The sequence below is a fragment of the Clostridium arbusti SL206 genome (assembly GCF_000246895.1).
GTDB lineage: Bacteria > Bacillota > Clostridia > Clostridiales > Clostridiaceae > Clostridium_I > Clostridium_I arbusti.
On sequence record NZ_BAEV01000007.1, the window covers coordinates 14,512 to 27,651 of the forward strand.

At 28.9% G+C, this 13,140-nt stretch carries 15 protein-coding genes; 6 read left to right on the top strand and 9 right to left on the bottom strand.

The genetic code is table 11. The features are described from left to right. Positions 1-250: 250 nt before the first annotated feature. Positions 251-637, top strand: coding sequence for a DsrE family protein (locus tag RH99_RS02445; RefSeq protein WP_010233610.1), 387 nt, complete (start codon positions 251-253; stop codon positions 635-637). A gap of 497 nt (positions 638-1,134) precedes the next feature. Further along, entirely contained in the window at positions 1,135-1,488 is a 354-nt protein-coding gene (locus RH99_RS02450; protein ID WP_010233611.1) for a DsrE family protein, read from the top strand. 153 nt (positions 1,489-1,641) lie between these two features. Here RH99_RS02450 and RH99_RS02455 read toward each other — a convergent pair whose 3' ends face one another. The 7 genes from RH99_RS02455 to RH99_RS02485 all read right to left on the bottom strand — a co-directional run bounded on the left by RH99_RS02455 (position 1,642) and on the right by RH99_RS02485 (position 7,052). Continuing rightward, entirely contained in the window at positions 1,642-2,415 is a 774-nt protein-coding gene (locus RH99_RS02455; RefSeq protein ID WP_010233612.1) for a TIGR03915 family putative DNA repair protein, read from the bottom strand. Positions 2,416-2,465: 50 nt separating this feature from the next. Beyond that, a complete protein-coding gene (locus RH99_RS02460; protein ID WP_010233613.1) occupies positions 2,466-3,749 on the bottom strand; it encodes a putative DNA modification/repair radical SAM protein in 1,284 nt (427 codons plus the stop codon). A 344-nt stretch (positions 3,750-4,093) separates the two neighbouring features. Beyond that, on the bottom strand, positions 4,094-4,555 hold the full coding sequence (locus RH99_RS02465) for a hypothetical protein (RefSeq protein ID WP_010233614.1): 462 nt from the start codon (positions 4,553-4,555) through the stop codon (positions 4,094-4,096). Between the two features lie 437 nt (positions 4,556-4,992). Then, on the bottom strand, positions 4,993-5,271 hold the full coding sequence (locus RH99_RS02470) for a hypothetical protein (protein WP_010233615.1): 279 nt from the start codon (positions 5,269-5,271) through the stop codon (positions 4,993-4,995). A gap of 235 nt (positions 5,272-5,506) precedes the next feature. Further along, positions 5,507-5,725: a hypothetical protein gene (locus RH99_RS02475; RefSeq protein ID WP_010233616.1), complete on the bottom strand. Its 219-nt coding sequence runs from the start codon at positions 5,723-5,725 to the stop codon at positions 5,507-5,509. Positions 5,726-6,212: 487 nt separating this feature from the next. Continuing rightward, a complete protein-coding gene (locus tag RH99_RS02480) occupies positions 6,213-6,677 on the bottom strand; it encodes a hypothetical protein (RefSeq protein ID WP_010233617.1) in 465 nt (154 codons plus the stop codon). Positions 6,678-6,815: 138 nt separating this feature from the next. Then, positions 6,816-7,052 carry a hypothetical protein gene (locus RH99_RS02485; protein ID WP_010233618.1) on the bottom strand — a complete coding sequence of 79 codons (237 nt, stop codon included), beginning with the start codon at positions 7,050-7,052 and terminating at the stop codon, positions 6,816-6,818. Between the two features lie 579 nt (positions 7,053-7,631). On the opposite strand from RH99_RS02485, the gene RH99_RS02490 reads away from it, so the two are divergent. From RH99_RS02490 to tatC, 3 genes are all read left to right on the top strand, one after another. Continuing rightward, complete coding sequence (locus RH99_RS02490; protein WP_010233619.1) at positions 7,632-7,943, top strand: twin-arginine translocase TatA/TatE family subunit; 312 nt, start codon at positions 7,632-7,634, stop codon at positions 7,941-7,943. A gap of 114 nt (positions 7,944-8,057) precedes the next feature. Then, on the top strand, positions 8,058-8,246 hold the full coding sequence (locus tag RH99_RS02495) for a twin-arginine translocase TatA/TatE family subunit (RefSeq protein ID WP_010233620.1): 189 nt from the start codon (positions 8,058-8,060) through the stop codon (positions 8,244-8,246). Continuing rightward, positions 8,227-9,006 (top strand): twin-arginine translocase subunit TatC, encoded by a 780-nt coding sequence (gene tatC / locus RH99_RS02500; protein ID WP_010233621.1) that lies wholly within the window; start codon positions 8,227-8,229, stop codon positions 9,004-9,006. Before RH99_RS02495 ends, tatC begins: the two co-directional genes overlap by 20 nt. A gap of 326 nt (positions 9,007-9,332) precedes the next feature. On the opposite strand, the gene RH99_RS02505 is transcribed toward tatC, so the two are convergent. After that, the gene (locus RH99_RS02505; protein WP_010233622.1) at positions 9,333-10,661 is read right to left on the bottom strand and encodes a radical SAM protein; all 1,329 of its coding nucleotides are present in this window, start codon (positions 10,659-10,661) and stop codon (positions 9,333-9,335) included. A gap of 530 nt (positions 10,662-11,191) precedes the next feature. Between RH99_RS02505 and RH99_RS02510 the strand changes: the two genes are divergently transcribed. After that, positions 11,192-12,373 (top strand): 4Fe-4S binding protein, encoded by a 1,182-nt coding sequence (locus tag RH99_RS02510; RefSeq protein WP_010233623.1) that lies wholly within the window; start codon positions 11,192-11,194, stop codon positions 12,371-12,373. A 312-nt stretch (positions 12,374-12,685) separates the two neighbouring features. On the opposite strand, the gene RH99_RS02515 is transcribed toward RH99_RS02510, so the two are convergent. Then, positions 12,686-13,114 (bottom strand): MOSC domain-containing protein, encoded by a 429-nt coding sequence (locus RH99_RS02515; RefSeq protein ID WP_010233624.1) that lies wholly within the window; start codon positions 13,112-13,114, stop codon positions 12,686-12,688. Positions 13,115-13,140: the final 26 nt, after the last annotated feature.

Consider the following 13,140-nt stretch of genomic DNA (forward strand, 5'->3'; position numbering starts at 1 on the left):
TCATTCTGCATTGTATATGGACTTCCCCACAAATAGATAAATTCATAATATATATCACATTTATAATGCAATTATATAAATAACGTGGTATAATATTTATAAATCCATAAAAATAACACTAATACATTATCATTTTATTATCCAACTTAATGATTAGTGTTCATAAATCGCTTTTTCTCTTGAACGGTGGAATATTACAGCGATTTATTTGAATGTGCCTAAAACAAAAAACTATAAGGGGGAGTTTATTATGCAAGAGCATAAAATTATATTTCATATTGATGAACTTGATAAATGGGATTTATTATTAAAAGATGTTAGTATTTTAGTAGATGCATTAAGTGCTAAAAAATTTAATATTGAGGTTTTAGCTACTTCAGAAGCTTTTAAGTTCTATGATCTTAATGAGAATTCATATGCAAATATTAATTTAATGAAAGATTTAAACAAAAAAGGTGTAAAATTTGTTGTAGGCAAGAATCACTTAATGGCTCATAATATAAATTCTAATAACCTATTCCATTTTGTAGATACAGTTCCCGTTGAATCTTTGGAACTTATAAATAAACAAAGCGATGGATACATTTATTTAAAAGCTTGGGAACCTTTTGTAAACAACACTAGCTATTCTGCTTAGTACTAATGCTATTATATTTTTATAAACTTTACTTTTCAAATATACACTTATCTCTAAATTAAGTAAAATAAATTTTTAATGTTTTTATTATCACTAAACAGCACTCTATTTAGTGATAATACTTTAGATTTATTGTTTTATTTAAGGGATAAATACCTGTCTTTACATATCATTAGAAACATTTTCATAAATTTAAAAATATTCTTCAATAAATTTCCTATTTGTAATTGATTTCACAACAAAGTATAGTATAATTTTCATATAAGGCATGTGAAAATAAATAACAAGTCAAAGATGCGACGTCTATTTTGAATTATACAAGGAAACAGGTTCTGATGATAGTGGTGCTATCAGAAGGTTCTGTTGACGTAGTATAATTCATAATAGACTAGTATACTGACTAGTTATTTATTTGAAGATGCCCAAGGTAATAAAGATATTTTACATTTTGTTATTCTTGTAGTACTAGTTATAAAAATTATATAGGGGGAGTTATTATGCAGCAACATAAAGTTATATTTCATATTGATGAACTTGATAAATGGGAATTATTATTAAAAGATGTGAGCATTTTAATAGATGTTTACAGTGACGATGATTTTCACATTGATGTTTTAGCTACTTCAGAAGCAGTTAAATTTTACAATTCTAAAGACATTTCATACACACATATGGATTTTATAGAATATTTAAAAAAGAAAGGCGTAAACTTTATTGCAGGTAAAAATGATTTGATTGATTATAAGGTAAATGAAGATGACTTAATCCATTTTGTAAATATTGTCCCTGTAGCAACTTTAGAACTTATAAACAAACAAGGTGATGGATATATTTACTTAAAAGCATGGTAATTTTTGTTGTACTGACTGGTCTGTCCAGTTATTCATTTCACCCCAGAGTGTATCATTCTATTTCCAAAATTTACACCCCTGGGGTGAAAGTTTTTACATAGGGTTCTGTTGACGCGTTGGGATTCAAAATAGACTAGCATACTGACTAGTTATTTATTTGAATGTGCCTAACTCTTGTTCAGAACCAAACTCCGTCATATACTTCCAGTAACGCTTTGGCATATGACTCATCCGACATTTAAGATTACGACGCTCTTTAATTTCAATAGTATTATAAAAGAGTTTCCAAAGTTTCCTAAAATACTGCTCCTTTTCATCTGGTTCTGGCATTTGCAAGTCCTCAATGGAAATAATAGCTGATTTATAAGGTTCATATACTAGTGCCATACCATGAGTTTTATCATGAATTAAAAAATGTTCTTCAGGATATCTCTGACAAAAGTGATGCATAATTAGGGGTAATATATAATTTTTAGGCTCAATTTGAGATATAAGAGCATTATTGAAAATGGAAAAACGGAGAAATCCCTTTGTTAGATGGCTTTCATTAGTTAAATGCTTTACAGCTTTAAAGAGCATATTAACTACATTGTCTGCCAGCATAGTCATAACTCTTGGACCATAATGATATCCTCTACGCAAAAATAGAAGTATGTATAATTCTTTTTGTGGCATACAGGTTAAAAATGCATATTGCACAAAGTTTAGTGCTGGCTCTCCTATTTTCTTTGGTATAGAGTGAAGTACTCTCCCTGATTTCTGTAAATCGGTTGTAACTTCCCTTGAAGGAAGGAGGGTGGTTTGCAGCACCATCGGTGAAATGATATCCATGGGAATTTCCCTTTTATAATAGCTTTCAAATACGCAGCACATAAGTCCATCAAAGCTTCCATCATATTTATAAATTATATTAGATTTATTAGCCATTTTCACCCCTCCTATAGCAGTACCCCCTTTAAGATAGTTTCATTTTATCATCACAATAATAAGTTATTAAAAAAAGATAGCTGCTCATAGTTAGGATTAGAATTGAAATTGTTATAATATCTGTGTACTGCACTTTCAGACATTAGGGCTCTAATCACCCCATCCTGACTTATCTTCAGTCCCTCAACTACCTTACCAGAGCAAATAATAAAATACTGTGCCCTTTTCAGTACAACTCCCATCTTTTTAAGACTGTTAAAATTGAGTAGAAAATTACGACGCACAGTTACAATTCGTTTGGCAGTAGTTACTCCAATACCAGGTACCCTTAGTAAATCCTCATAGGGTGCATAATTTACATCTATAGGAAAATGATCCATATGGTTCAAAGCCCAGTTGCACTTAGGATCTATATAAGGATTAAAACTCTGGTTATTCTCATCTAGAATCTCATTTGCCCTAAATCCATAATATCTAATTAGCCAATCCGCCTGATAAAGACGATGCTCTCTTAAAATGGTAGGCTTAGTATTCACCTGCGGCAGTAGAGAGTCCTTAGAAATTGGTACATAAGCAGAGAAAAAAACTCTCTTTAACTTGTACTTTTTATAGAGCCCTTCTGTTAAATTCAAAATCTGAAAATCTGTATCTGGAGTAGCTCCTACAATCATTTGAGTACTTTGACCTGCTGGAACAAATTTAGGTGCATTACGATATTTTATGATATCCGTGGAGTTTTCCTGTATGCGATTTTTAATGTATCCCATAGGTGCCAAAATAGAATGCTTTGACTTGTCCGGTGCTAAAAGATTCAAACTGTTTTGGGAAGGCAGTTCGATATTAACGCTCATCCTGTCCCCTAGCATTCCAAGACGACTAATGAGATTACTGTCCGCACCAGGAATAGCCTTTGCGTGAATATATCCGAAGAACCTGTATTCCTCTCTTAGAATTCTAAGAGTTTCAATCATTCTCTCACAAGTATAATCAGGATTCTTAAGAACTGCTGAACTTAAAAAAAGACCCTCTATGTAATTACGCCTGTAAAAATTCATAGTGAGATCTGCCAGTTCACGGGGTGTAAATGATGCCCGAAGCACATCATTGGAACGACGATTAACGCAGTATTTACAATCATAGGCACAGGCATTTGTCATTAAAACCTTTAATAGAGAAATACACCGTCCATCTGCCGAAAAGCTGTGACATATACCACAGGCCTCAGAGCTGCCTATTCCACCAGCCTTGGCCTTCTTGTTAACTCCGCTTGAGGTACAAGCCACATCATACTTTGCCGCATCAGTGAGAATCTTTAGTTTATCAAAGACATCCACGAAATCATCTCCTTATTGCCTTATAATACCATAGAACATATGTTCTTGTAAAGTATGATGTACCCCCTTGGCATTAAAAAACAAAAAACAGAGCAAATCACGCCTACCCTGTTTACTAATCTGATTTTATTTTTGTGTGAATCACTTTCGCAGAGTGCAAGCAGACAAAACAAAATTTACATCCCTAGGATACTGCAACAAATTAAAAAATCTGTATAAACTCCATTATTACAAAGTTTACACAGATTTTTTTAGTTTTATCCATACTTTTTTCCAAAATAGAATAAAGTGTGGATAAATTAATTTATAAGTATTCTAAAATAAAATTATATGTCTATTGCAAATTAGCAGCAGCAAACTGGAGTATTGTTCATGCACATTACAGCATTGCATCCACATTCCATCATGCTCATCATGCAGTCACAACATCGTTGAATCATAGAACACATCATTTCATCGCCACTAGTCCAAGTCATGCACATTCCGTCCGCAGTCATTTCGCATTTGCACATTCCCATCATCATGTTACATTCCATCATTTTCATTCCGTTCATCATCATGCACATACTAGTCATTCCACCGCTTAACATTGAGCAAAGATTTTGCATCATTGCAACTGCTGTTCCATCTTTTGACATGCACATCATTTTCATTCCATTTTCACATTTTTCCATTTTCATTTCCATACGTGGAATCATCATCATGTTCATTTGTGTCATAGGCATATCCATCATACCCATACCGTTATTCATCATACCTTTACCCATCATCATATTCATGTTAGAACCCATCATTGTTGTTTGCATTTTACATCCTCCTAAAATTTTAAAAATTTATAATATTGATTTAGTAATCCGCCTCTAGTTTACTAGTTAGCCTATACTTCTAGTTTATTCAGTAAGCCTTACCTCTGCTATATACAGTAAGTAATACCTATGTCTAGTAAGTTTACACTTCTCCTCTGGTTTATCCAGTAAGTTTACACCTCTAGTTTACCTAGTAAGTTACGCCTCTAGTCTATCTAGTCAGCCCTATGCCTCCAGTTTTCTGGTCAGCATATTAGGCATCTTCAAATAAATAACTAGTCAGTATACTAGTCTATTATGAATTATACTACGTTAACAGAACCTTCTGATAGCATCACTATCATCAGAACCTGTTTCCTTGTATAATTCAAAATATTCGTCGCATCTTTGACTTGTTATTTATTTTCACATGCCTTAATCATTATTTTTTTAATATTTTAGGCACAAAAAACTACAGCAGTATTTACAAAATATTTCATAAATAACCCTGTAGTTCTATATTTAACATATTCATTATTTTTATTCATCATTTTACATAAACAACTACATAACATGCTCATTTTATTTACCATACAACAACAGCAACAACATAAGCAAGACATAATCTTGCAACATACAAGACACATAGTGTTAATACATTTATCCATAGCTATAGAAGGGAATAATTCATTAATTATTAAATTTTTATTTAATAAATTTACTTTTAATAATTTCATCTTTATACCCTCCTTAGCCTCATAAGCTTTCACATTGATTACATTTTATCCCACATCAATATTGATGTCAAGTATTAAATTAAATATTATATTGAAGCAAGTTCTTAATTCAGGTGGGGATTCTTTTACCCCATGTGAATTTTAGAACTGCGAATGCATGGCTTACTTGGCGTTGGACTCCCACTTTCACAGAGTGCGTGGGAGACTTACACCAAGTTAGTCAGGTTAAAATTTTTTATATTCCACTTCCATTAAAGAAATCATTATATTTATTTTTCTTAACCTGCTCCACTGCCTTTGCATAGGCTCTACTGTAAAGTTCCTGCATAGCAGAAATTTCTTTCTCAGATAAGTTGTTATAAAGAGCTTTAGGACAAATAGTAAATGCTTCTTCCTGTTTAGAATTTTCAAAGTTGTCATTAAAAATATTTAAATATCTGTTTCCAATATCCATTCAAAATCCCTCCATTTATATAAAGTTTGAATTATTATAACTTAAAAACCCATTTTTCACATTGAAAAAATAGGTTTCTGGTTATAAAAAAACTTATGTACTAATATCGCATTTCCCATCTTCCAAAATAATCACACTCTTTAGCAATTGACAACTATATATTTAAAGTCATGCTTCAAAGAATCAGCCATTCCATTACTTCTGACAATAATTAAAAATGCTGAGTTTTCAAAATATTTCATCAACTAACTATTTCTAATATGATAACATTATATGCAGTTTAGTGTCAATAGATAATTGATTTATTTTATTTTAAAATATTTTCTTACAAAGATAAAATTTAAAAATTACAGATTATAAAAAAATCTGTGCAAACTCCATTATCTACATGAAGTTTACACAGATTTTTTACAACTTGATATATTTACATATTTTATAAGTCCATAAGTATCATAAGTAACGTTATGTGTTTATTATAAATCATAAATTAGCAGCAGCAAACTGGAGTATTGTTCATGCACATTATAGCATTGCATCCGCATTCCATCATGCTCATCATGCAATCACAACAATTTTGAATCATAGAGCACATCATGTCATCACCACTAGTCCAAGTCATGCACATTCCATCTGTAGCCATTTCGCATTTACACATTCCCATCATCATGTTGCATTCCATCATTTTCATTCCATTCATCATCATGCACATGCTAGTCATTCCACCGCTTAACATTGAGCAAAGATTTTGCATCATTGAAGCAGCTGTTTCATCTTTTGACATGCACATCATTTTCATTCCATTTTCACATTTTTCCATTTTCATTTCCATACGTGGAATCATCATCATGTTCATTTGTGTCATAGGCATATCCATCATACCCATACCGTTATTCATCATCATACCTTTACCCATCATCTTATTCATGTTAGAACCCATCATTGTTGTTTGCATTTTGTACCCTCCTAAAATTTATAATAATAATTTACATCTGGTTTGCCCAGCAAGCTATGCCTTCACTTCTCATGTCAACAATGTTAATTAATTATGTCTTTATATTTTCATATAAAAAGCTACAGTAGTATTTATAAATCATTTCATAAATAACACTGTAGCTCCATATTTAACATATTTACAATTTTTATTCACCATTTCACATATACATCTGCATATTATATTCATTTTCTTTTTCATACAACAACATAAACATGATATACGCTTGCAACCTGCAAAACACATAGTATTCATAATATTACCTACAGCTATAGCAGAGATTTTATCATTAATTATTGTATTTTCATTCAATAAATTTATTCTTAATGACTTCATTTTTATACCCTCCTTAACCAACAGTCTTTCACATTGATTACATTTTATTCCATAGGAATATTAATGTCAAGTTTTAATTTAAATATTGTATATAGGTTGCAATTAAAATTATACATTAATAGTAGATGAGTTCTAAACAAACTAGCAATTTTATGATGGATATAATTTATATTTTGTTTTATACTTTAAATAATTTAACCCTTTCTCATTTGTATATGAAATATATGGCATTCCTGCGAACACAAGAATGACTATGGTTATTGTCGCTAAGAGTATAGTTACTAATTTTAATCAATCTTCATTTTTAAATATTTTTTATTATCGTATTGACATAAGATAAAAAAATAACGATAATATAACTATATTAAACAAATAAGGATAATATGGAATATAAAAATAAAATTGTAATAATATTGTGGTTGACTAGAAAAACTAGAGGCTAATCTTTTCTTAAAATATTTTAAGGAAAAATTAGCCTTTTTATGTTGTTTAAATTTAAACAATGTGAAAATATATCTTGTAATATTGTTTTTTATTTATAAAATCAGTTTTTATACACGTAAGAATGGAGGAATTATTATGTTTAACATTGGCTTAGGTGAATTGATTTTAATTTTATTAATTGCTTTTATTGTGGTTGGTCCTCAGGATTTGCCTAAAGTTGCCAGAGCACTTGCCAGAACCTTGAAATATTTTCATGGCATTATGGATGAAGTAAAGCAATCTGTAAATTTGAATTCAGAATTAACTGAAATTAATGATGTGAAAAAAGAAATTGAACAAGCAGTAGAAACTGTAAATCCTTTAAATAATATTAACAATGAAATAAAAGATATAAAAAAAGATATAAAATCAACTGAAAAAGGACTTAAAGACTCTAGCAATTTTTAATAGAAACAAGATTTTCTATATGGAAATCATTGACAAGATATGTTTTAAAAAATTAATGCTTACGAAATTTCGCAAGTAATTAAATAAATATATTATAAAAAAGGAGAAAAATTTATGAGATTAGGAAAAACAGAAATTTTATTACTTTTAGCTCTTGCACTAATATTTTTCGGTGGCGGAAAACTAGGGGATGTTGGTAAATCTCTTGGAAAAAGCATTAAAGATTTTAAAGAAGAAATAAAGAAAGATGATAACAAAGAAACGGTTAAGAAGGCTGAACCTAATGATAAAGAAAAAGCATAATTTACAAAAACATATCCATATTTATAAGGACAAGCTTAATAGCAATGAATTAGGAACACCAAAAACAATATTAAATCATTTAAAAGATTTACGTAAAATGTTATTAATAATTTCTATTTCTATAGGTATTGCTTTTAATGTAATCCTTATTTTTTTTGTAACTTATATAATGGACTTTATTACTAAGCCACTAAAAAGCATGCATATTGAAATTATTTATACCGGATTGTCAGAATCCTTTTCTTCACAAGTTAAAGTTTCTTTAATTGCTAGTGTAATTGTAGTATCACCAATTATTTTTTGGCAGATTTGGTCTTTCTTAAAGCCAGCTCTTTATCAAAAAGAACAGTTGATATTTGGTAGTTTATTTATTTTAGGCATTTTCCTGTTTATTTTAGGTGTAGTATTTGCCTATATAGTTGTACTTCATTTATCTATTAATTTTTTTGTCTATACAAGTGGTACTTCGGCAACACCTATGATTTCCATAAGTAAATATGTTGACTTTTTATTTAGCTTTCTACTACCCTTTGGAATAATGTTTGAAATTCCCATAGCAATTATTATTTTAACACGCTTAGGTATAATTACTATTAATCAGCTTACAAAATCTAGAAAATACGTTATATTTGCCATATTCATTATCGCAGCTATATTAACTCCACCAGATGTAATTTCTCAAATTTCAATGGCTATACCCCTTATTATTTTATATGAAATTAGTATTCTGGCATGTAAATTAGTAAAGAAAAGAGCATAAAATTTTTGAAATTAATCAAGGTATAATATTGACCCCTTTATTTTAAACAAGGAACTGTCTTAAAGAAAATAAATACTTATTAAATTTGAGAATATCTTCATTTAATTACTAGAAATCATATTTTAATAATTATTTTTAGTATTAAAATACCAAAAGGACTGTCTCATAATGCATAGATATGCATTATGAGACAGCTCTTTTGCTATTTAAAATAAAAGGGTTAAAATTCATTATTTTAATTTAATACTATAGTTGTACTCCGTTCCTAATTTATACTTCTACTTGAGATGTGCTTTAAATCAATAAATTCAGTGAAAATTTGAGATTTATATATCCTTTAAACTAAATGTTTCTGGTGTTGTATAATCAACTTTTACTTCACGTAAATAAAAAGTATTATCTCTTTCCTCTGTAACATTGTAAGAAATGGCCACTTCTATTCCAGTATTTTTTAAATATTTAATTTTCTCTGGTTGAAACTGAATAAAATCATAATCTATATTTTCTTCATAATCCTCTATTCCATTTTTACGAAATTCTAGAATTGCTCTTGCAGTATCTTTTCCAAATACCTTTGCTGTTTTTAAATAGTAATCTTTGTTTGAAAAAACTATATTTTTTGACGTAAATTTAGAAGTTGTATTTTGTTTATATATCTGACCAGTGTTTTTATTTTCCAATGAACAATAGTGGGCACCTAGTTTTAAATGGTTGTCCAATATAAATTCTAATAATTTTAAACTTAAAAGTTCACTTTCAGATACGGCCAAACCACCAGAATACCAATAATTATAAAGTACTTTGAATGGTGGATACTTTAATTTAAATCCTCTTTTTACATATTCTTTAACGTTATTGTACGGAAAACAAAACTCCAAAAGATTAATTCCATCTACTTTTAATTCTTCTAAATCAAATAATAACTGTTTCATTCTTTCAAAGGTTCCTGGAATAACAGGCATTTCTACTATTACCTTAGGTATATAACCACGTGCAAGTTCTATTTTTTTCAATACTGTTTTATATAATTCTAAATTATCTTCTAATTTAACACTGAAGCGTATTTCTTTTAACCCTGCTTCACATAACTCTCTAGCAAGTTTTTCATCCAATAAATCCCCAGATGTATATAATCTTGTATGTACATTTTTTAGATTTTGTTGAATATATTGAAAATAGTCAAGAGTATCTTCTTTATGTAACAGCGGTTCTCCTCCAGAAAGAGCAAGGTAATCAATATCTGTTCCTATTTTTATCATATTTTCTAATTGTTCTTTCCAATCCCTTTTATTATTATTAAATAATCCATACTCCTCCTGATTTGCATTAAAACAATAATAGCAATTCCTATGGCACATTAAAGAAATATACATAGTTACACTTCCAATTGCTTTTGCACAGGCTTCACATGCAGGGGATATAAAATTATTATAAATGCTTTTATTATCATTTCGAAAAATAGCTTGTTTTTGATATAGACGATTTAATACTTCTTTTGTTTCTGACTCTATATATGCATTTTTATCAAAGGATATTCCAAACTGCTCAACCTGTTGAATAAAATTTTTTAAAATATCCAAATAAGAATATGCATATTCTTTAAATACTGAATTTTTAATTAATTTTATTGTATTTTCATTAATATCTGTTAACATAAAATTTCTCCCTTCGTTTTTAAATTTCACATTTTATATTAAATCTTAGTATTTACTATTAAAAAAATTTGTTATACTTAAAAGGATTATAATGGAATTATGTAGTAAAAGTCAATAAAAGGAAGTGATTGATAGTACTTAGAATAAATTTTAAATAAATGTTAATTTTTCTCACAATTGTATTGACATAAAATAAAAAAATAACGATAATATAACTATATTAAACAAATAAGAATAATATGGAATATTAAAATAGAATTGTAACAATATTATAGTTGACTAGAAAACTAGAGGCTAATTTTTTTCTTAAAAAATTTCAAGAAAAAATTAGCCTCTTTATGTTGTTTAAATTCAAGTAATTTTTAAATTTTTTACTATAGAACTTAATGCTGATTAACTCTCGTCGGCATTAAAATATATTATACGAAGAGGAGAGAAATTTATGGGATTAGAAACAACACAAAAAATTTCAAGTTGACTAGTAATTAATTTATATGTGAAAAATTATGAATCTAAAAGGAGTTGTAAACATGACAAAAAAAATAAAAGAAATACAAATTTTTAGGCACATCATGCAGTTAGTTTTATTTTTTCTACTGCCTGGTATATACATATTAGCCTTCAGTGAATTAAAATCAATTTTTAAAATGATTCTTAAAGGAGATTTTAAGTTTATTCAGGCTTTTCCAGGATTAATTGAATTTACAGTAGCAATTATTTTTACTATTTTAATGGGAAGATTTTTCTGTGGATGGTTTTGTGCCTTCGGAACCTTTAATGACTGGGTTCATATGATATCAAAAAGAATTTTCAAAACTAATTTCAAAGTCAATCAACGACTTGATTTTATACTTAGATATGTAAAATATATAATTTTATTTTTAATTCTAATTTTTACATTTAAGGGTGGAGATAATATTTTAGCTGGTACAAGTCCTTGGGATGCTTTTGCACAAATAACTAAAATCCCCACTGTGTTCTCCTCTTTAGCTATTGGATTTATACTTTTAGTTTTAATAACTATAGGAAATATTTTTGTTGAAAGATTTTTTTGCAGATATTTATGCCCTCTAGGTGCTGTATTTTCTTTAATATCTAAGATAAGCATATTGAAAATCAATAAGCCCAATGAAAAATGCGGAAAATGCAGAATATGTACAAATAATTGCTCAATGGGTTTAAATCTTTATAGTGTAAATAGTGTTCGCGGTGGTGAATGCATAAATTGTTTAAAGTGCATAGAAGTCTGCCATAGAAAAAATCCTCATGTAAATATACTAAATACAGATGTTAATTCAGCAACGGCAAGCTCTTTTGTTGTAGCTATTTTTGCTGGCATATACGGCTTAACTAATTTTGGAGGTACAGTCTCAATTGAAACAGGATTAGCTTCTTCAAACAGCGTAATGACTAGCAGTACTAATACTTTGCAAAGAATTAAATATAAGGATGGAAACTACATGGGAACCGGCACGGGATTTAATGGAGGTACAACAAAGGTTTCCATCAGTATAAAGAATGGTAAAATTAATACCATCAAGACAGTATCAACAGAGGATGATCAAGCATTTTATAAAAATGTGGAAAATATTATACCTAATAAAATAATTTCAGCTCAATCAACAAGCTCAATTGATACTGTATCTGGAGCAACTTATAGTAGCAAAGGTCTTATTGATGCAACTCAAAATGCATTGAATAAAGCTAAATAAATATCCACTAAATTTATTGCTGCTTTATTTGTAAAAATAATTGTTGGAGCAGTATAGAAGATACATTTATCTATAAGGTGAATTTCACTTGTGCTAAATTAGCAAAATGAGCTCAAAGCCTTAATACATAAGGCTCTGAGCTCGTTTTTTATTTTAAAAAAGTTAATTCAGAAAAATTAATTCAATATAATATAATAAAATAATATGTTATGTTTTACAGGTAGATTTTTCAGTAAATAAACCCTTATAGGATTTAAATAATTTTACTTTAAATAATTTACCGATTAAATTTACTAATTAAATGGCTTAAATCTATAATTCAATTTCATCCCCTGGTTTTATCCATCCATCATTTAATACTCTGGCAAATATAACTTCTTTTGACATAATACAAGTATCTATTGAATTTCTCATTTTACATCCTTTATAACATTCCTTACCTATCTGAGTAATCTCTAAAATTACTTCTCCAATCTTAAGATTTTTTCCCACAGAAAGTTCATTAAAAGCTATTCCTTCACTAGTAAGATTCTCTACAAATTTAACATTGCAAAATCCCTTTAACTCTAATTCTTTTATTTTATCCATACTCTCTTGTCCAAATAAACTTACCTGTCTACGCCCACTTCCAGCATGTACATCTCCTAATAAGCCATAATTAACTTTGAAATATCCTTTTTTAATAGCATGCTTTACAGTTCCCTTTTTCTCACTTATATTTAATGCAACAATGCTAGCCATTACTGAACCAACCCCCTTTAAAGTTA

Coding starts and splice junctions, on each gene's coding strand:
- RH99_RS02490 (WP_010233619.1), top strand. CDS start 7,632: ATGTTTAACATTGGCTTAGGTGAATTGATTTTAATTTTATTAATTGCT.
- RH99_RS02445 (WP_010233610.1), top strand. CDS start 251: ATGCAAGAGCATAAAATTATATTTCATATTGATGAACTTGATAAATGG.
- RH99_RS02510 (WP_010233623.1), top strand. CDS start 11,192: ATGACAAAAAAAATAAAAGAAATACAAATTTTTAGGCACATCATGCAG.
- RH99_RS02450 (WP_010233611.1), top strand. CDS start 1,135: ATGCAGCAACATAAAGTTATATTTCATATTGATGAACTTGATAAATGG.
- RH99_RS02485 (WP_010233618.1), bottom strand. CDS start 7,052: ATGAAGTCATTAAGAATAAATTTATTGAATGAAAATACAATAATTAAT.
- RH99_RS02495 (WP_010233620.1), top strand. CDS start 8,058: ATGAGATTAGGAAAAACAGAAATTTTATTACTTTTAGCTCTTGCACTA.
- RH99_RS02515 (WP_010233624.1), bottom strand. CDS start 13,114: ATGGCTAGCATTGTTGCATTAAATATAAGTGAGAAAAAGGGAACTGTA.
- RH99_RS02455 (WP_010233612.1), bottom strand. CDS start 2,415: ATGGCTAATAAATCTAATATAATTTATAAATATGATGGAAGCTTTGAT.
- RH99_RS02480 (WP_010233617.1), bottom strand. CDS start 6,677: ATGCAAACAACAATGATGGGTTCTAACATGAATAAGATGATGGGTAAA.
- RH99_RS02465 (WP_010233614.1), bottom strand. CDS start 4,555: ATGCAAACAACAATGATGGGTTCTAACATGAATATGATGATGGGTAAA.
- RH99_RS02475 (WP_010233616.1), bottom strand. CDS start 5,725: ATGGATATTGGAAACAGATATTTAAATATTTTTAATGACAACTTTGAA.
- RH99_RS02470 (WP_010233615.1), bottom strand. CDS start 5,271: ATGAAATTATTAAAAGTAAATTTATTAAATAAAAATTTAATAATTAAT.
- tatC (WP_010233621.1), top strand. CDS start 8,227: ATGATAAAGAAAAAGCATAATTTACAAAAACATATCCATATTTATAAG.
- RH99_RS02505 (WP_010233622.1), bottom strand. CDS start 10,661: ATGTTAACAGATATTAATGAAAATACAATAAAATTAATTAAAAATTCA.